Origin of the sequence: uncultured Gimesia sp. (genome assembly GCF_963976445.1) — a bacterium.
Classification (GTDB): domain Bacteria; phylum Planctomycetota; class Planctomycetia; order Planctomycetales; family Planctomycetaceae; genus Gimesia.
Window position 1 is genome coordinate 84,642 of the sequence record NZ_CAXBKP010000005.1, and the last position, 18,031, is coordinate 102,672.

Consider the following 18,031-nt stretch of genomic DNA (forward strand, 5'->3'; position numbering starts at 1 on the left):
TTCTAGTGAAACAAGCCCGCTTTTTTCGTTTTTCAATTTCGGAAGTCTGATTAGACCTTACCGAAGATGGTTTTTCCGCTGGAGTAAAGGTCGTCACAAGCAATGCTCATTCGGTTCACGACTCCCATTTCTCCGGCTTTGAGATAGCTGCGAGGATCGTAGACTTTTTTGTTGCCGACTTCCCCGTCAATTTTCAAGACGCCATCATAATTTTTCATCATATGATCCACGACAGGACGCGAGAATGCATACTGGGTGTCGGTGTCGATATTCATCTTTACGACACCATATTCCAGTGTTTCACGCAGTTGGTCTTCAGGAGTTCCCGAACCGCCGTGAAATACGAGGTCGAACGCGGCTTCTTTGCCATACTTGGCAATCACGGCTTCTTGACCCTCTTTCAGGATTTCCGGTCGCAGCTTGACGGCACCTGGTTTGTAACTGCCATGCACGTTGCCGAATGTGGCAGCAAACATGTAGCGACCCAGACCGTTGAGTGCTTCGTAGACGGCTACCATATCTTCGGGAGACGTGTAAAGCTTGTCGGCGGGCTGGTCAGAGTTATCGACTCCGTCTTCTTCGCCACCGACTACACCGGCCTCTACTTCCAGAATGATTTCGTTCGGGGCACACAATTTCAGAAGCTCAACAGAAAGTTCGAGATTCTCTTTGAGAGGCAGCTCTGATGCGTCCAGCATATGAGACTGGAACAGGTTCGGCAGGCCTGCTTCACGACGTCGTGCGGTTTCTGCAATCAGTGGCTTTAGGAATGAATCGACTTTACCAGGTTGGCAGTGGTCTGTGTGTAAGGCAATCAGTACGTCATAGCGTTCTGCCAATCGGTGTGTCGCTTCAGCCAGAATGATCGCACCTAATACGGCGTCCTTTTGATCCAGACCAGAAGCAAATTGACCTCCGCCAGTAGAAACCTGAATGATTCCGTCTGATTTTTTATCTGAAAATGCTTTGAGTGCTCCGTTGATGGTCGTCAAGGAGGTCACGTTCATTGCGGGATAGGCATAGTTGCCTTCCTGGGCGGCATCCAGCATCGCTGCGTATTGAGCTGGGGTTGCAATTGGCATTGGATTTTCCTGTTCAGTTTAAAAAGTTTAAAAGGTGTTACAGTCTATTGATTCTGAAAATTCAAAGTCAAACTGACAAAATATGTTTGGCCTGTCCACGATTGTTTCTCGATGAGCTTGATTCGTTCATATTTACGACTGAATCTGAACTGCGTGGAACCGGAAAGGAATTCTTTAAAGAGGTCGGGTTGAGAACTCCGGCCATTTAAGAACTTTTTTACACAGAGTGTTCGAACGTTGAGTCAGCTTTTACCCTGTTTCTATACCGCTTATTATCAAATTCTGCCCCGGCATTCAAGTGTCAGGCGATTTCGCTTTCATGAATCTCGCCTGTTCCAGAACGCATAAAACCTCAAAAATTCCTACTCAGTATCAGGAAATGGCCCCCGTTACGGAAGCTTTTTCAAGAAATTAAAGCCGGATGAATTTTCGTCGGCTGATTTAAGTAGGGGAGGTGTTTCTGCAGCATTGATCTGCTGATACAGCTTCGGCTCAGGCGTATAGGCGATAACGCGTAAATCATCAAACAGAATCGAGCCCATCCCGTTGAGTGAGAGCGTTAAGATCAAATTGTCAGTTTGCGGGACTTCCCGGATCAGGTCAATTTTCTGCCAGCCACTTTGTGCATTCCAGTGCAGAGCTCCTCCCGGCCCCATAATGCTGTCCTGTAAAGTCGCTCCCTGCGGGTTGCCGGTAATGGGACTGGAAACTTTAACCCAGCCGGTCACATGCACGATCTGCCCACTGTGAACCGCGAGAGGAGGCGTCGTGACTTTTACCAAAGGACCTTCAATATGGACGGGCATCTGTTTGCGACTCAGAGGGGCTGCCAGCAGTCGCAGGCTGAAGTCTCCGGATTTCTTGTCGTGTGGATACAACTCGGCAATCGTTTGAGTACCTTCAATGGCATTTTGCTCGTGCTTCCAGCCTTCCACCACCCACGTGTCTATGTCTTCAAAATCGCCGGAACGTAACAGGTTGGCTTCAATGTTTTTCCCACTTCGTCCGATTTTTGAGATCATTTCCCAATGGTCAGGCAGGGTGCTGTAAGAGATGGTATAAGGGCTTGTTATCGCAGACGAGAGTGTACGCGTCGCTTCGCGCCATTGACTGCGTTGCAAAATACGGAGCATCTGCATCGAATCGCGTGCATGAGTGCGTGCGGCATGAAAGTCCTGAGCAGTCAGAGCCCCTTCAGCCTGTTTTGCTAAGCTCAGAGCGCGATCCAGAATCGCTGGACCATCCATACGGGCGATCTGACTAACGCCCAGCTGAACCAGCTTGGCATTGGTTTTCTGGCAGCGTTCCAGCTTCGCACGACACAATTGCACACTGGTTTCCGCAGAAGGCCGGCTCAGAGAGGCAACCTTTTGCCGCAGTTTTTCGATCAAGCCCTGATCCGAGGTCATGATAATAATGGAGGTCATGTCAAATTTCGGAATCGTAATCTGCACGCCGCCGTTGACTCGTTTGCGGTCTAAATTTTTAATTTCCGTGGTACTTAATTCCCAGACCGAGGCGGAAACATTCCCTCCAGGAATCACAATCGTGGCGTCATTGCCGGCCATCTGATCGGGCACAAACTGAGAACCCTCTCGATACCAGACTGGTAAAATCAGAGTTCCATATTCGGAGTGAATAATCGCGGCCTGCATTTCCTGGCGCGACTGATTTTCTCGCTGAATTTGTATTTCCCGCTCTGACAGAAGCTCATCTCGCAGTAATCGTTTGGCGCCGGAATTTTTAAACGCGGCACTCAACTGCTTGATCCGTGGTGTTTCTTGTTGTCGCAAACTGAAAGGAACATGGGAAATCACAGACCCCGTCGCCAGCCAGTGTTCGATCAGATCGATTTCCATATTCAACTGGCGAATGACCAGTTTTCGTTCCAGTGCCCCTGGAATGGTTGTGTCATCAAGTCGTGTTGTCGTCCAGTAAGCATTACCGCGACAACCTGCAGAGAGGGTCGCGTAAGTCTGTAAACGAATTTGTTCTGGCTCAATGATGATCGGAGATTTATTTGACAAACTTCTCCAGCGCACGTTCGCCGAAGTCGGCTCGGTCTGGATCCAGGTCCACAGAAAGCGGCCGGGGGCAATCCGCGTTTTCTCGATCAACGTATCGCGGTACTGCAGTAGGCTGATGTCGCTGTTGAGAATATGGGGGCTGGAGCCAATCATCGAAACTTCGCGCGCGATCTGTCGTTCTTTTCCCAGAACATCAGCCATGATCGGGCGTTTGAACTGCTGGTCAGCACTTTGGATCTGTCCCACACGACTGCGGATTTCGTCCCACTGTTTTCCCGGGATTTGTGTACCCAGGTTCCAGAAAATGATCGGTGCGGTCTGCTTGTCAAAGGGAATCAGCGTGGCATCGCGTGAAGGCAGCCAGGAACCGTCCTGCGCTTGTGGGCGGGGAGGCGTTGCCATCGCCCAGAGACCGTGACTGCGTAATTGTGAGAGAAACTGGTAATCATCGAACTCAGGTGCCCAGATGACATTCAAACCAGTCCGTTTGAGTTCTGACAGTTCCTCACCATGAAAACGGGACATGCGAGGAAACATGGGTTTACCCTGCAATTGAACTCGATCTAAAAGAAACTCAACGATCGGTTTCGAATGTTGTTTATTCAAAGCAGCCGCGGTTTGCAGGACTCTCTGGTTCGGATGAACAATCGGCGAGAGTTTCAAGTCATCTATCAGAAATTCAACTTTGTCTGATGAAGAACGAGTCACGATCAGCACCCGTTCCACATACATTTCACGGGTATCTACCTGTCGAAGTTTACTGCGTCCGCGTAAGAGTCCCAGTGATTGATTGACCAGCGTATCAGTTGTAGTGCATTTCAGTTCCTGCCACTTACTTTCATCGGTATAGGTATCACCAATCAGATAGATCCGCGCCGGCGTACCCGTTTCCGGATCGATTTGATGGGGCAGAACTGCTTCTAATCCGATTCGTGTACCGCGTCGATTTGATTTGAACCAAAGAGACGCCGTCAATTCATTGATGATGCGGCTGGAAGGCAAACGGTGGGAAAGTTCGATCAACGATCCCAGATTCCCGGTGACGATTTGTAAATGTTCGCACGCCGCACCTTCGTGGGGGACAGTCGTATTCCTTACATGCCATTTCTTTTGGGCCTGCGAAGAATCAATGCGAACTTGCCAGCTGACTTTCGATGTGTCGTCAAAATTGGCTTGAAATGTTTCCGCGCGCAACAACGACGACCCGAGTAGTTCCAGAACCAGAACTACCAGGAAAATGCTTCGTACTTGAATCAGCTTACCGATTTTTGATGGCATCAATGCCCAGACTCAAACCCATCCTTGGGATAAAAACAAAATGAAAAGGTCGATTACTATACCGATTTGCACAACAATGTCTGCTGAATTTCCAGCAGCGGGAATGAACGCTAGCCGAATAGCTTTCCCAGCTTACATAAACCGATCGTCGTTCAGCATTCTTAACGAATTGTTGTTCGCTGTCCGGTTTTCGTTGCAGTTGGCCAACAAACACGTTGTTTTTTCTCAACGTGCTGTTGAATCAGCTAAAAATGGCTTCAAACCATGAGGATTTTAGAAGAAATTGCAATCTTCGCCAATACGAAGCCTCCCCTTTTTGCGAAACTGATCAAAGGTCGCTATCGCAGTCAAGGTTTTCGAAGTTCTTTGATAACGGCAACTTATCGCAAATCCGTTATTAAATATTCATAATCGGCATGAAATCTGTTCTATTAGATCTCAGTTCTCCTATGTGGATTGTGAATTTTGATGAAAGTACTGGCACTAACTGAGAAATGAAATTTATGAATACCCGACTGACCGACGAATCAGATAGTGCAAGTTTGCCCCGCGAAGTAATTGATCTGGGCAAGAAAATTTCTGAGCTTCCGCGCGAGCATCAGGCGCAATTAGAAGTTTCCTATTCTCGTGTCGTAGAATCAGTTAAACGCCGTAGACGGATTCTGGGATTGATTCAGGAAGCACTGGCCCAACTCCGTTTGGATGTGAAGTATCTGATGTTTGATCTCGACGTCACCAAAAAAGAACGCGATGAACTCAAAGCACGTCTGGAAGAAACTTAATTTTCCCGAGTCGCGCGATCCAAATTCGCTTCTGCTTGTAGCTGGCGCTCAGTTTGACGTGACCAGACTTGTGCCAGGATGGTTCCGGTCAGCATACAACCAAACATATACAGCGCAGGCGGCAGTGCGATCATTTCCTGGCCCGGAAACAATTGCCCCGCCAGAACTGCTCCTAAACCAGCGTTCTGCATGCCAACTTCCAGAGTCAATGCCCGACGCATCGGTTCATTCAATTTGATCACCGCGCCCGCAAGATATCCAAAAAGGTATCCCAGCAGGTTGATCACCAGCAACGCGACTGCCAGAGAAAGAAACACATTCTGCAGCCGCTCCTGATTCAGGCTGATTATCGTGGCAATAATCCACAGGATGGAGAGATTGGCAAACGTCGGCCCAAACACCTGCATCAGGCGGCTGAATCCGTGATGCATTCGCGACAGCAGATGTCCCAGAATCACAGGGAGCACCACTTGAGTCAGTAGTTTGATGAAGGAATTCTGGGCGAGTTCTAACGCATTGATATCAGTTCCTGAAACGGCGACATACAGCACAAGTGGCACGAAGAGCGGCGAGAGCAGGGTGGCGGATGTGGTCAGACAGACCGAATAACTTACATTGCCCCGTGCCGCCAGCGTCAGCACATTCGAAGCCATCGCACCAGGAACACAACCAACCAGAATCACGCCAATTCGTAATTCGGGTTGATCCAAAAAGAACAGACTCATCAGGAATGCCAGTCCGGGCATCACCGTATATTGCACAAATGTGCCACTCAAGACGGTATGCCAGCGGCGGAAGACATCACGGACTTCATTCCCAGGCAGCAGAGAACCGATCACAAACATCGTCGCTGTGAATAAATAAGGCAAATATGGCTGCGATGCATGAAACGGGTGAAAAACGCCGGGAATCATCCGATCCCAGAAGACAGCCACCGCAGACAGCAGAATCAGCCAGAAGAGTAAAAAACGTTGCAGCATGGTTGCGAAATCCGGTGGCGGTAAAGGTTCTGTTGAATTGGGATCTCAATATTCTGAGAGGTTCACAGCCGCGATCATTTGTTGATGGTTCTGAATTGGTTATGATCCCTGACTGTAAACAATGTGTTCCTGAATTTCTATGAATAATAACATAATGATGAATGCGGACCATCTGGCCGATTTTGTAGCCAACTTTGAAGAAGCCGGGCAACTCGTCCGTATCTCGGCTCCTGTGGAGTCCGAGCTCGAAATCGCCGCGATCACCGAGCATGTCATCAAATCCAGCCAGGATGGACTCGCACCCGCACTCCTGTTCGATCAGGTGAAAGGGCACAAGGTTCCCGTCTTAACGAACCTGTATGGCAGTCTGCCTCGAATGCTGCAGATCTTACGCGCCGATTCTCTGGATGCGATCGCCGATCGCGTCGCCGGTCTGTTATCGCCCGATCTGCCGGAAGGCTGGCTCGACTCGCTAAAGATGATTCCGCAGTTCTCACAACTCCTCAATATCAAGCCCCGCATCGTCAAAACAGCCAGTTGTCAGCAGGTCGTTAAACTCGGCCGCGATGTGAATCTTAGCGAATTTCCATTGTTGAAATCCTGGCCCGACGAAGTCTTTCCCACAATCACAGCCGGGCAAATTGTCACCTTTGATCCGGATACCAATGCCCGTTTTGTGAATGCACGTCCGATTCAGGTTATCTCCGACCAACAACTGGCGATTCGCTGGAGTCAGCACGATGCCGGCTATCAGCTGATGCTGAAATATCAGTCCCGCAAACAACAGATGCCCGTCGCCATCGTACTAGGCGGCGATCCAGTTGGCCTCTATTCGGCGCACGCGCCGTTACCTTCTCTGACCGACCCTTATGCCTTCAGCGGTTTTCTGCGCAATCGATCTCTGGACCTGGTCAAAGGACGGACCATTGATCTCGATGTTCCCGCGCACGCCGAAATCGTCATGGAAGGCTTCATCGATACCACCGCCGATCCGCTGGAAGTCGGACAGGTAGCTAACCCGACGGGCTATTACAGTCCAGCAGAAAAAGTCCTGCCGCTCCATCTGTCCGCGGTCACCCATCGCGCCAATCCGATCTGGCCTGCTCTGATTCCCGCCGCAGTCCCGGCAGAAGAAGGCCTGTTTTCACAAGCCACCGAACGCATTTTTCTTCCACTGTTAAAACTACTGGTTCCCGAACTGGTCGACGTCCATTTTCCGCCGTCAGGAACGGGCCGCTATCTGATGTTTGTCAGTATTCAGAAATCCTATCCGCATCAGGCCCGTCGTGTCGTGAATGCATTGTGGAGTCTGGAACGTTTATTATCATTAAAGATGATTGTCGTCGTAGATCGCGACGTGAATGTGCACAACGAATCTGAAGTTTGGTACCATGTCAGTACGAATGTGAATCCGGGCCGCGATCTGATTTTCTCCGAAGGCCCCGGCGACGACTACGATCATAGTGCAACAGTCAAGGGTATCGGTCACAAACTGGGGTTCGACGCGACTCGCAAATCAACCGCAGAAGGGCATCCCCGTGAATGGCCGGAAGCATTACAAATGCCGGCAGAAATACAACAACGCGTACAGAGCCGTCTTGATGAACTCGGCCTTTCCTGAAAGAGATTGAATCGATACCGAAGTTATGAATGTAGATAAAACCGGCTCACGAGTGCAGCAGATGTTTGGCGAAATCGCCCCCCGCTATGATTTTATGAATCATTTCCTTTCTGGGGGTGTCGATTATTACTGGCGCTGGCGCACCGTCCGCAAAGTCGCCCCGGCTGGCGCTGCTCCGATTCTGGATGTCTGCACGGGCACCGGCGATCTCGCGATTTCATATTTCAAAAAAACCGGAGGCAAAACAAAGGTCGTCGGTGCTGACTTCACTCACGAAATGTTGAAGCTGGCACTGAAGAAAAACAAGAGCGAATTGCTCTCCTTTCTCGAAGCAGATACTCAAGAGCTCCCTTTTGTCGACGATCAGTTTCAGATTGTCTCGGTCGCTTTCGGATTAAGAAACGTCGCCGATACCAGACAGGGACTCAAAGAAATGATCCGCGTCTGTCAGCCCGGCGGTCAGGTCGCAGTACTCGAATTTTCGATTCCCACAAACCCTTTGTTTCGCGCCTGCTATCAATTTTATTTTCGACATATCCTCCCAAAAATGGGACAATTACTGGCCCGTAACCAGCAGTCGGCCTATAACTATCTGCCGGAGTCCGTCTCCGAGTTTCCGCACGGCAAGAAACTGGCTGATATGATGGATGAATGCGGTTTGCAGGGAACCCGCTGGTATCCACTCACCTTCGGGATCGCCACGCTATATGCCGGCGTGAAACCGGTTGAACCGAACGCAGCGATCACTGATTCAGAATAAGTTCAGAAAAAGAAAACGAGGGATGCCCTCATGTCAAATGTAGTCGTAGCAATTACCGGCGCCAGTGGCGCCATCTATGCCGTTCGCTTGGTCGAAGTACTGATGGCCGCCGGTCGTACCGTGCATCTGACGATCAGCTCTTCCGCCGCGCATGTCATGAAACACGAACTTGGCTTAAAAATCGATCTGGATAACTTTGATCCCCATCAATTGCTCCCGGATCATGCCAGTCTACCCGCCGACAGCACGCTCAAAAAAATGAGACATACTTCCAACGAAGATTTCGCGCTGAGTTCCGTCTTAGGCGAATCCGATCTGCAGCAGGGGAAACTGGTCTATCATCACTATCAGGATTTTTCCGCAGGAATCGCCAGCGGTTCTTTTTTGACGGATGGAATGGTGATTTGCCCCTGCTCCATGGGAACGCTGGGCAGCATCGCCTCGGGTGCCTGTGGCAATTTAATTCATCGTGCCGCCGATGTGCATTTGAAAGAACGCCGTAAACTGATTCTGGTGGCTCGCGAAACACCCCTCGGCTTGATCCCACTGGAAAACATGGTCCGCCTGACTCAGGCCGGGGCCACAATCATGCCTGCTTCGCCCGGTTTTTATCATAACCCGATGACGATTCATGATCTGGTGGATTTTATTTCCGGCCGCATCTGCGATCATCTGGAAATCAAACACGACATCCATCAACGCTGGGGCAGTTAAGAATCAGCAAACGTTGATCGAAGCTGCCACTGCAGTAATTCTGTCCACTCTCGTCAGCGGGCTTCATTGCGATTCGACCGATTTCCGGTTAAAAAGAACCGGTTAAAAAGAAACAGAGAAACACGTACGATACCACAACGAACGGACTGATCAACCAATGGAACGGAAGGCCTCCGTGGAAGCAATTTCCCGCATTCATCAACTCGATACCAGCGTGATTAATAAAATCGCCGCCGGTGAAGTGATCGAGCGCCCTGCGAGTGCCGTTAAAGAGCTGCTCGACAACAGCGTCGACGCGCTGGCAACTCGCATCGAGGTCGACATTATGAATGGCGGAGCCGACCTGATTCGCGTTGTCGATAACGGCGAAGGCATTCATCCCGACGATCTATTACTTGCCGTTTCCAGTCACGCCACCAGTAAAATTACTTCCGCCGATGATCTGTTCAGCGTGAAGACTATGGGCTTTCGCGGCGAGGCTCTCGCTTCGATTTCCGAAGTCAGCCGATTTCGCATTCGTACACGAACCGCCGATCAATCGCAAGGGCTTGAGTTCGAAGTCAACACGGGAACCGCCAGCAAACCACAACCTTGCGGCTGTCCGCTCGGTACCGCTATCGAAGTCAGGCAACTCTTCGCCAACACACCCGTCCGGCGGAAGTTTCTGAAAACGACCAAAACGGAATTCGGCCACATCAGCGAACAGTTCACCCGCGCGGCTCTCGCACACCCGCGATTGTATATGGTCTTGAGACACAATAATAAAGTCATCTTTGATCTGCCTCCTTCTGATAATCTGATCGATCGTCTGCGACTGTTTTACGGCAAAAAACTGTCTGACCATCTGATCTGGGTCGAGTCTGAAGTCGATGACATTCGCATTTGGGGTTACGTCTCTCATCCCAGCGAAAATAAATCAACTCGCAAAGGACAGTACCTGTTTCTGAATGGCCGCTGGATTCAGGACCGTACTCTGCAGCACGCGTTGACCGAAGCCTATCGCGGCTTATTGATGGTCGGACGACAGCCAATTTCATTTCTGTATCTCGATATGCCTGCTTCGATGGTTGATGTGAATGTGCATCCCACCAAATCCGAAGTCCGTTTCCGCGACGGCCAGCACCTGTATCGCCAGTTACTTTCGACTTTGCGTAGCCAGTTCCTCAGCATGGATCTACAGTCGCAGATGTCTCTGGGGAAAAAAGGCGACATCAATCCTGCTTCGATCACGCCGCCTCTTACGCCGCAACAGCAGCAGAGCCAAATGGATTTAACCAGCTGGGCCAAAGACCAACTGGGCCAAATTGCCAAAGATCACCCTGCAGTCCAGATCAGTTCTGCCCCGCGTTCCATTTCATCGACGCCCGACCTCGCAGCTCCCTTTACCAGCAAAGATGCGATTCCACTTTCTCACTTCCAGCATGTTGCTGAGCAGCTGCATTCATCACGGGGGCAGTCATCACCGGAACAGTCAGCATTGGCAGAACCAGCCGACCTCATCATGCCCCACATTGATCGACCAGAAGATCAATTCGCCGAAGCAGCAACCGTGGATCTCAGACCGATTCAGGTTTTGAACTGTTACATCGTCGTCGAAATTAAAGGCGCGCTCACAATCATCGATCAGCATGCCTTGCATGAACGGATCATGTACGAGTACTTCCGCAAACGCGTTCTCGCTCAATCGGTTGAAGCACAAAAGTTACTCGTCCCTCTCACGATTGAAATGAGCGCCAAAGAAACCGCCCTCATTCTCGACCACGCTGAAATGCTCGGCAGTTTCGGTCTCGGCATCGAAGAGTTCGGCGGCAACACGCTGCTCGTAACCAGTTATCCCGTGATGCTCAAAAAGGCCAACCTCGAACAGCTCGTACGCGACATCGCCGACAACCTCGATAATTCCAAACAACCCTCAAGGCGGGATCTGCTGGATGATCTGATCACGATGATGTCCTGCAAAGCCGCCATCAAAGCAGGACAGCGTCTGACGCAGGAAGAAATCCTCAGCTTGCTGGAACAGCGTCATCTGATCGACGATGCCCATCACTGCCCCCACGGCAGACCCTCGGCCCTGGTTCTCAGTCACGCCGAACTTGATCGACAGTTTGGACGCATGGGGTAGCCAGACTGGCAGTCGTGCAATCTCTTCACTACGCAAGTTTGCTTCTTTGAACTTCATATTTCTTGATAACTTCAAGTCGGTGTTGGTTTCATTGTTTTCCTGTTTTTCCGGTGTGAAATAGATATCTTGACACCCTCGTGACGATTCCCAAGATGTGCTACATGCATCGGGCGCGCGAGTGAGCATTCTCAAAGCCATTGAGATTTCTGCACCTGCTGAAGCGAGCACTATAAAAGTCCCTTTGTAGAGCACGATTTGAGCGGCGATCCCTGGCAAGGTTTGGTTATGAGCACCATTTATCGAACGCTTATCAAACGCATTGGGAGCTTGATCATCACCTGTTGAACGGTGATCAGTGACCGTTCGAAGCAGGATGGCGCGTCGACTCTGCTTGACTCCCTCACGCCGCTGAAGAAGATGGTTCGCAGTCGCAAGACAGCCGATAAACAACTCACGGCAATACCAGTAAAGCACACACCAGAACAACATCAACAGATCCTCCATGATGAAAGAAGAACAGCACCGAATCGGCAGACAGAATCGACCGACCCCACACGAGCGCATTGGCCCGCGCGATCAAATTCTAATCGATGACAACAAGCAGCCCGCAGATGAAAATCGAGCAGTAGAAGTGATCAAATTAGCCAATCCACTGAGCGGCACGGCGCGAGCCGCCGTTGGTGTGTAGCCCATGTTTTAGATAACGGTAACTGTCGCCATTCCGCTTACAAGAATCGTCAGCAAATCAGTCGCTTAAAGTAAACAGTCCTCCAACAAGTTCTCACTGTACAGGAACGGACTCATGCCATTTATTCGTGTATTTTCGTGCCTTTCGTGGTAGCAAAAATTAGCCCAGTGGCGACTTCCAGTTAGTGCTGAATCACCCTCTCAGACCGTCTCGTATTCAACGAGGCTCGACTGAGACCAATAAATCTTACCAGGCAGTTTGAGGTCACCATTCGGGCTCATACCAATCGGCCTGAGGTAAATCCCTCGTGGAAATTTGTGAAAAAATATTTGAGTAATATTCATAAGTTCTTAATATATAACGACTTGATTAATGAAGTGGCATTTCATAAATGGCGTTGACAAAAAGGCGGGGACGGGTAGACTAATTGAACTGATTTGGGAAATCAGTCTTTTTTATGCGCCGAAAGGATGCACTCCATTATTTCCTGGTTCATTCCATATATCCTTTCTTTCAATTCTTGATACTGGAGAAGTCTTTATGAAGATCCAACGTAAATCTGGTTTTACCCTGATCGAATTGCTGGTTGTGATTGCAATCATCGCCATTCTGATCGCACTGCTGCTGCCTGCTGTTCAGCAAGCCAGAGAAGCAGCCCGCCGTTCACAATGCAAGAACCAGTTGAAACAAATTGGTCTGGCAATGCACAACTACCACGAAACATTTCAGTCGCTTCCCCTGGGAGGCGTTCAATCAACATCAGAACATAATGGCTCGCCTTTAAACTTTAACCGAGATTGTTGGGGTTACGCTTCTCGTATTCTCCCTTATATTGATCAGGCTCCCATGTACAACACCATTAACTGGAGTGTCCGTTCAAATGGAAATTCGACCGTCAACCGAGAGCAACGCCTGGAACGGATTCCTGTATTCGTTTGCGCTTCAGATGATGAGATTTCGACGGAAAGTACCAATACCACATGGGGTGCTCGAATTTATAACTACGTCGTTTGCTTCGGGACAACAACCTATGATGCGCGAACACTAACACGGGGAGTGACCACTGTTGGTAAAGCCGGCATGTTTGAATTCGACCGTGCCGTTAAGTTTCGTGATTGCCGGGATGGATTATCAAATACCCTGATGGTGGGAGAAATCATTACTCCCGTTCGCTATAACACGTGGGGAGCAATGGGACGTACCGGTAACGTAATGGGTACTGGTTTTACCGCGTATTACAATCCAAATACTCAAAATGATGATGAATTGCTTCGCTGTCATGCCGACCTGGGAGCAAACCTCGGAGCACGCTGCACGCAGTCTCCTCCAGAAGGTGGTATCGGTGGGCAAGAATATCACAAACATGTCGTCTCGCTTCGGAGTTGGCACACCGGCGGCGTGCACGTTGCACTGGGTGATGGTTCTGTCCGCTTTATTAGCGAAAATGTAGACTTGGGAACCTATCGTGCTCTTGCTGGTCGCAGTGAGGGATTGGTTGTCGGCGAATACTAAGCATCGACCACTTCATTTGATCCGTTCACGCACAACGTCTGTGCCTGAACGTGGTTTCTATTGAAAACAGTATGCCAACGAGACTCGATCATTCTGGCAGAAACAGAAAAGAAATCGCGCTTTATGAAATATTCAACTCTACTGACAATGGCCACTTGCTTTTTAATGGGCTGTGGAACAGCCGACGATGGTCACCAGAGTATTTCCGGTCAAGTGACTTGGAATGGTGAACCGATATCGGATGGAAAAATATCCCTGATGACAGCAGCGGGCGTGACCGATGCCGGTGATATCACAAATGGTGTATTTACCCTGAGGACCACCCCCGGAGAAAAAAAAGTGATCGTCACTGCGGAAAAGCCTGCCGGCTTTTCGCGACAAGAAGAGCGGGTTCCTGAGCCCGAGCCTGTTTTTTATCAGTACATTCCCGCGAACTATAATACCAAGACAGAATTGAAAGAGCAGGTTGAGGCTACGACCGAAACACTGACTTTCAATCTGGAAGGCAAGGAAATTAAACCACCCAAAAAATGAGTGGGGGTGTGAGACCGCTCATGAAATTGGTTTGAGATTTCATGGCAGTCGCCTGAGTTTCAAAGAGGGGTTAAGACAAAGCCCCTCTTTTTTCGATGGTAAGTGCAGTTCACTCTGGCTGCATTACTTTCGGCTTCAATCCTTCTGTATTTCTCTCAAAATCGCAATATGCGAGTTCACAAACCGGTCAATTAGTTCTTTCAAGATTTCAACTTATTGAGCGGCACGGCGCAAGTCGCCGTTTGACGAGAATAGATGCGTTTCAAAAAACGGTGGCTCGCGCCATTCCGCTCACAAGAATCGTGAGTAATCAGTAAAGCCAAAGGGCAGAGGTCCTCTGTTTTCTCCCCATACTGGAACCGTCGCAATCCAAAAAAACGTGTGATTTCGATCCTTTCGTGGTAGCCAAAAGAATCCTCCCGCTAGTAAAATTGCATCGAGTTACGGCAATTCAATCCGATGTGAAATCTTTCCTGCAGCGCTTTGGAGAAGAACACGATGCTCTCGATCCTGGGACAGCAACAGAGACAATGTGACGGATCAAGGAGGCAATTCCTCAAGATTGGTGGTCTGGCGCTGGGAGGGCTTTCTTTGCCTCAGATCTTGCAGGCAGAAGCACAAGCGGGTGTAACAGCTAAGCCACTAGGTCACAAAGCGGTCATCATGATTTACCTCTCTGGTGGTCCCTCTCATCAGGATATGTACGATCTGAAGATGGAAGCACCAGCGGAAATTCGCGGTGACTTTAAACCGATCGACACGAATATTCCCGGCATCCAGATTTGCGAACATCTGCCGCGACTGGCCACGATGATGGATAAATTCGCCATCATTCGCTCCCTGCACGGCTGCCCCGATCAACACGCTTCTGATCTCTGCATGAGCGGCTGGCCCATTGGTGGCGAGGGACGGCAGTCGGGACATCCTTCACTCGGTTCTGTCCTCTCCAAAGTGCAGGGACCAGTCGACAAAGCCGTCCCGCCGTTTGTTGGTTTGAGTATCAAAAGTAAGCATGATCCCTATTCTAATCCCGGCTTCTCCGGTTTTCTCGGTAAATCGCATGAGGCACTGCAGCCGACGGGCGAAGGCATGGATAACATGCGTCTGCAAGGCATCTCGCTGGATCGGCTCCGCGATCGCAAAGCGTTGCTGTCAGGCTTCGATACATTCCGCAATTCCACAGACGCGGCTTACGACGGAATGGATGCTTTCTCACAACGGGCCTTCGACGTTTTGACATCAAGCAGGCTGGTGGAAGCGATGGACCTCGACAAAGAAACGCCCGCCGTCCGAGATCGCTATGGTCGAGGTGATAACTCTCCCGCCTTTGGAGAAGACGCCGGCCCCCACTGGCTGGATCAATTCCTGATGGCCCGCCGCCTGGTCGAAGCGGGCGTCCGCTGTGTCACACTTTCCTTTGGCAGCTGGGACCGCCATCATTCGAATTTTGCGCGGCTGCCTTTGCAGTTGGCGAAGTTTGATCAGGGAATCACAGCGCTTGTGGAAGATCTGCACGCACGCGGATTGCAAAACGATGTCAGCGTGATTGCCTGGGGAGAATTTGGACGCACACCCCGCATCAACAAGGACGCCGGCCGCGATCACTGGCCGCAGGCCTCGTGCGCACTATTGGCTGGTGGCGGCATGCGAATGGGGCAGGTCATCGGTTCCACCAATCGCCTGGGCGAAGTCCCTCAGGATCGCCCACTACATTATCAGAATGTCTTCGCCACACTCTACCGTCAACTGGGTATCGACCCCATGACCACTACAGTTTCCGATCCCGCCGGCCGCCCGCAATACACGCTCGATATCCGCGAACCGATCGCAGAGCTGATCTGAATTTTTTTTCTACCACGAAAAACACGAAAAGCACGAAAGAAAGAATGGGTGGGCCCGGATGCATATCCGGGCCGAGCGCAGCGAGCAGGAAACGGTTAATGGATGCGACTGATTTTCTATTTGGGATCCACAATATCAGCCTGTATAACGGGGGAACGTTTTCTGCTGCATTACTCAATGATTCTGAGGTTCTTCCGTTGGCTGCTACAATCCCGAATTTCATTCGAAACGACTCGCTTTCCAGTAGCTTTCAAAAAGGATGAAAATACTATGGCTGAGGACCCGTTTGCAGAACTGGAACGGAATGCACTGGAGTTTCAGCGCCAGATCGAACAGATTCCTGAAGAAATAATCATAGGTCTGGTTGGTCAAAGTGGCGCTGGTGGGGTCAAGGGAGTCAGTGATGCCTGGTATCTAGTGGTGCACCTGGAAGCCTGGAAAAATGCTGCAGGGGAAGTCAACCGAGAAAAATTGCGAGTCGAATTTCCGGTGTCAGAAGAAGTACTCTCTGACTATATGAATGGAATCAAGGGCTATTCAGTCTTAAAAATTAAGGCACGCCTGGGACAGCATCCCGGTGGTTACTTGCAGGGACTGGCATCGGAACTGATTTCAATAGTAGAAATGGATTCAGAATTATCGCAGATCGCCGAGGAATTACAGGAGCCGGTGATTCTCATTGATCCACAGTTTGGCAATTTGACTTTGGATCGCACGGTGGACTGGTATCGTGCGACTGTGAAGTGGGGAGGTGTTGAGGTTGACTTGGATTTATCTTGTGATGATGCTGACGATGTCCAGAAAACACTGGATGTTGCCCGAAAACTCTGGGAACAGGAGATCGAATGGTCAGTACGGGTTAAGGACTTTGCAGTCAAAGAGTTACTCGAGAGTAAGAACGGGTTATGGCTGGAGGAAGACGAGGCGGAAGTCACACCAGACGAGTTCAAGAATCGGATGGTGATTGAGACAATTACGATCTACTCTGACGGTAACTTTGAATTCTGGCACAATGATGGCGACCTTTTCTGGGGTCATGCAATCCAGATTAGTGGAAATTTGGCCGAAGGATTAACGGATGCGGATACACCTGGTTGAGCTACTCATAAGCCGGGTCGAGCGTAGCGAGCAGGAATCTGTCAGAGAACTCGAACGGAAATGGCAAGTCATCGCCATCCATTTTGTAGCAGAGGCGACCTTGTGTGGTCGCCCACGGGAGCTTTTTCCTTCGTGGTTATCACAGCCAACCGACAGAAGAAGTTACCGATTATGATGGCCCTGATGGAACGCCGTTGTTTACAATAGGATCTCTCGTCAATTCAAACTGAAAATTCTCGCTTCAAGAAAGTTGTCACTATGCAAAAACAAGCCGCTTGCCTTTGTCTGGCCCTGACATTCCTGGTTCCGACTCTACTGAAAGCCGAAAAGAATGCGGATCTCAAACCCGTGCTGACCAAAATTGACAAACCGACTCAGACCGAGACCTTCGATGGTAAAAAACTCGGCAAACAATGGGCGGCGAATAAAGGGGAATGGACGATCACAGACGGCGTGCTCACCGGTAAAGAACTGAAGGCCGACAAACATGCGGCCGTGTTGACTTGGAAACTGCCACATCGGAATTCAGCTCTCCGCTGTTCCTTCCAGCTCAAGGATGCGAAGTTTTTTCATGTGAGCCTGAATCATCCCCAAGGGCATCTATTCCGCATTATGATCGACCAGAAAGGCATGACGCTGCGGACTGACAAAAATAAAAAAGACCCCCAGTCCAAGCCGATTACGTTAGCGCAAGCCAAAGCAAAAATTGATCCTGTCAAGTGGTACACACTGCAACTGGAAATGCAGGGAGACAAAGTGGTCGCCCAAATCGACAATGGTTTAAAAGTAGAGGGGCAGCATCCTTCATTGGACAGCAAGAAAACCGGCTATCGATTCATCATGAAAGGCAATGCACTTTTGCTCGACGATCTGACTGCCTGGAATCTGGATGATTAAAGGGATCTAGCGTAGGGGCGGATTCATGTGTCCGCCCGCGGTGTGGAATCGTTCTGACTTCCTGATTTGTTCGTTTTCACTGCTACCTTCTGTT

Annotated in this window: 15 protein-coding genes; 12 read left to right on the plus strand and 3 right to left on the minus strand. The window is 50.0% G+C overall.

Translation table 11 applies throughout. The features are described 5' to 3' along the window. Nucleotides 1-50: 50 nt before the first annotated feature. Nucleotides 51-1,082, minus strand: a complete 1,032-nt coding sequence (gene fbaA / locus AAC022_RS07555) for a class II fructose-bisphosphate aldolase (protein WP_339729668.1) — start codon at nucleotides 1,080-1,082, stop codon at nucleotides 51-53. Between the two features lie 389 nt (nucleotides 1,083-1,471). Further along, the gene (locus tag AAC022_RS07560; protein ID WP_339729671.1) at nucleotides 1,472-4,387 is read right to left on the minus strand and encodes a hypothetical protein; all 2,916 of its coding nucleotides are present in this window, start codon (nucleotides 4,385-4,387) and stop codon (nucleotides 1,472-1,474) included. A gap of 503 nt (nucleotides 4,388-4,890) precedes the next feature. Between AAC022_RS07560 and AAC022_RS07565 the strand changes: the two genes are divergently transcribed. Further along, nucleotides 4,891-5,169 (plus strand): transcriptional regulator, encoded by a 279-nt coding sequence (locus AAC022_RS07565; protein ID WP_339729672.1) that lies wholly within the window; start codon nucleotides 4,891-4,893, stop codon nucleotides 5,167-5,169. Here the strand turns inward: AAC022_RS07565 and AAC022_RS07570 are convergent. Beyond that, entirely contained in the window at nucleotides 5,166-6,149 is a 984-nt protein-coding gene (locus AAC022_RS07570; protein WP_339729673.1) for a bile acid:sodium symporter family protein, read from the minus strand. The genes AAC022_RS07565 and AAC022_RS07570 overlap by 4 nt on opposite strands. A 139-nt stretch (nucleotides 6,150-6,288) precedes the next feature. Here AAC022_RS07570 and AAC022_RS07575 point away from each other — a divergent pair, with 139 nt between their 5' ends. The 11 genes from AAC022_RS07575 to AAC022_RS07625 all read left to right on the plus strand — a co-directional run bounded on the left by AAC022_RS07575 (nucleotide 6,289) and on the right by AAC022_RS07625 (nucleotide 17,937). After that, complete coding sequence (locus tag AAC022_RS07575; protein ID WP_339729674.1) at nucleotides 6,289-7,770, plus strand: UbiD family decarboxylase; 1,482 nt, start codon at nucleotides 6,289-6,291, stop codon at nucleotides 7,768-7,770. Between the two features lie 25 nt (nucleotides 7,771-7,795). Further along, nucleotides 7,796-8,530, plus strand: coding sequence for a bifunctional demethylmenaquinone methyltransferase/2-methoxy-6-polyprenyl-1,4-benzoquinol methylase UbiE (gene ubiE, locus AAC022_RS07580; protein ID WP_339729676.1), 735 nt, complete (start codon nucleotides 7,796-7,798; stop codon nucleotides 8,528-8,530). Nucleotides 8,531-8,560: 30 nt separating this feature from the next. Further along, complete coding sequence (locus tag AAC022_RS07585) at nucleotides 8,561-9,244, plus strand: flavin prenyltransferase UbiX (protein WP_339729678.1); 684 nt, start codon at nucleotides 8,561-8,563, stop codon at nucleotides 9,242-9,244. A gap of 157 nt (nucleotides 9,245-9,401) precedes the next feature. Continuing rightward, the gene (gene mutL, locus AAC022_RS07590; protein ID WP_339729680.1) at nucleotides 9,402-11,366 is read left to right on the plus strand and encodes a DNA mismatch repair endonuclease MutL; all 1,965 of its coding nucleotides are present in this window, start codon (nucleotides 9,402-9,404) and stop codon (nucleotides 11,364-11,366) included. Nucleotides 11,367-11,868: 502 nt separating this feature from the next. Next, on the plus strand, nucleotides 11,869-12,054 hold the full coding sequence (locus AAC022_RS07595; RefSeq protein WP_339729681.1) for a hypothetical protein: 186 nt from the start codon (nucleotides 11,869-11,871) through the stop codon (nucleotides 12,052-12,054). A gap of 540 nt (nucleotides 12,055-12,594) precedes the next feature. Next, complete coding sequence (locus AAC022_RS07600) at nucleotides 12,595-13,566, plus strand: DUF1559 domain-containing protein (RefSeq protein WP_339729683.1); 972 nt, start codon at nucleotides 12,595-12,597, stop codon at nucleotides 13,564-13,566. Nucleotides 13,567-13,689: 123 nt separating this feature from the next. Then, nucleotides 13,690-14,100: a hypothetical protein gene (locus tag AAC022_RS07605; RefSeq protein ID WP_339729684.1), complete on the plus strand. Its 411-nt coding sequence runs from the start codon at nucleotides 13,690-13,692 to the stop codon at nucleotides 14,098-14,100. A gap of 498 nt (nucleotides 14,101-14,598) precedes the next feature. Beyond that, the gene (locus AAC022_RS07610; protein WP_339729686.1) at nucleotides 14,599-15,942 is read left to right on the plus strand and encodes a DUF1501 domain-containing protein; all 1,344 of its coding nucleotides are present in this window, start codon (nucleotides 14,599-14,601) and stop codon (nucleotides 15,940-15,942) included. Between the two features lie 98 nt (nucleotides 15,943-16,040). Beyond that, the gene (locus AAC022_RS07615; RefSeq protein WP_339729688.1) at nucleotides 16,041-16,205 is read left to right on the plus strand and encodes a hypothetical protein; all 165 of its coding nucleotides are present in this window, start codon (nucleotides 16,041-16,043) and stop codon (nucleotides 16,203-16,205) included. Nucleotides 16,206-16,212: 7 nt separating this feature from the next. Next, nucleotides 16,213-17,040 carry a DUF2262 domain-containing protein gene (locus AAC022_RS07620; RefSeq protein WP_339729690.1) on the plus strand — a complete coding sequence of 276 codons (828 nt, stop codon included), beginning with the start codon at nucleotides 16,213-16,215 and terminating at the stop codon, nucleotides 17,038-17,040. Nucleotides 17,041-17,298: 258 nt separating this feature from the next. Further along, nucleotides 17,299-17,937 carry a family 16 glycoside hydrolase gene (locus AAC022_RS07625; RefSeq protein WP_339729692.1) on the plus strand — a complete coding sequence of 213 codons (639 nt, stop codon included), beginning with the start codon at nucleotides 17,299-17,301 and terminating at the stop codon, nucleotides 17,935-17,937. The last annotated feature ends 94 nt before the right edge of the window (nucleotides 17,938-18,031 follow it).

Excerpts from the sequence above, each read along its gene's own strand:
- AAC022_RS07595 (WP_339729681.1), top strand. The coding sequence starts at position 11,869 with ATGATGAAAGAAGAACAGCACCGAATCGGCAGACAGAATCGACCGACC.
- AAC022_RS07600 (WP_339729683.1), top strand. The coding sequence starts at position 12,595 with ATGAAGATCCAACGTAAATCTGGTTTTACCCTGATCGAATTGCTGGTT.
- AAC022_RS07565 (WP_339729672.1), top strand. The coding sequence starts at position 4,891 with ATGAATACCCGACTGACCGACGAATCAGATAGTGCAAGTTTGCCCCGC.
- AAC022_RS07625 (WP_339729692.1), top strand. The coding sequence starts at position 17,299 with ATGCAAAAACAAGCCGCTTGCCTTTGTCTGGCCCTGACATTCCTGGTT.
- AAC022_RS07620 (WP_339729690.1), top strand. The coding sequence starts at position 16,213 with ATGGCTGAGGACCCGTTTGCAGAACTGGAACGGAATGCACTGGAGTTT.
- fbaA (WP_339729668.1), bottom strand. The coding sequence starts at position 1,082 with ATGCCAATTGCAACCCCAGCTCAATACGCAGCGATGCTGGATGCCGCC.
- AAC022_RS07560 (WP_339729671.1), bottom strand. The coding sequence starts at position 4,387 with ATGCCATCAAAAATCGGTAAGCTGATTCAAGTACGAAGCATTTTCCTG.
- AAC022_RS07575 (WP_339729674.1), top strand. The coding sequence starts at position 6,289 with ATGAATAATAACATAATGATGAATGCGGACCATCTGGCCGATTTTGTA.
- mutL (WP_339729680.1), top strand. The coding sequence starts at position 9,402 with ATGGAACGGAAGGCCTCCGTGGAAGCAATTTCCCGCATTCATCAACTC.
- AAC022_RS07570 (WP_339729673.1), bottom strand. The coding sequence starts at position 6,149 with ATGCTGCAACGTTTTTTACTCTTCTGGCTGATTCTGCTGTCTGCGGTG.
- AAC022_RS07615 (WP_339729688.1), top strand. The coding sequence starts at position 16,041 with ATGGATGCGACTGATTTTCTATTTGGGATCCACAATATCAGCCTGTAT.
- AAC022_RS07610 (WP_339729686.1), top strand. The coding sequence starts at position 14,599 with ATGCTCTCGATCCTGGGACAGCAACAGAGACAATGTGACGGATCAAGG.
- AAC022_RS07585 (WP_339729678.1), top strand. The coding sequence starts at position 8,561 with ATGTCAAATGTAGTCGTAGCAATTACCGGCGCCAGTGGCGCCATCTAT.
- ubiE (WP_339729676.1), top strand. The coding sequence starts at position 7,796 with ATGAATGTAGATAAAACCGGCTCACGAGTGCAGCAGATGTTTGGCGAA.
- AAC022_RS07605 (WP_339729684.1), top strand. The coding sequence starts at position 13,690 with ATGAAATATTCAACTCTACTGACAATGGCCACTTGCTTTTTAATGGGC.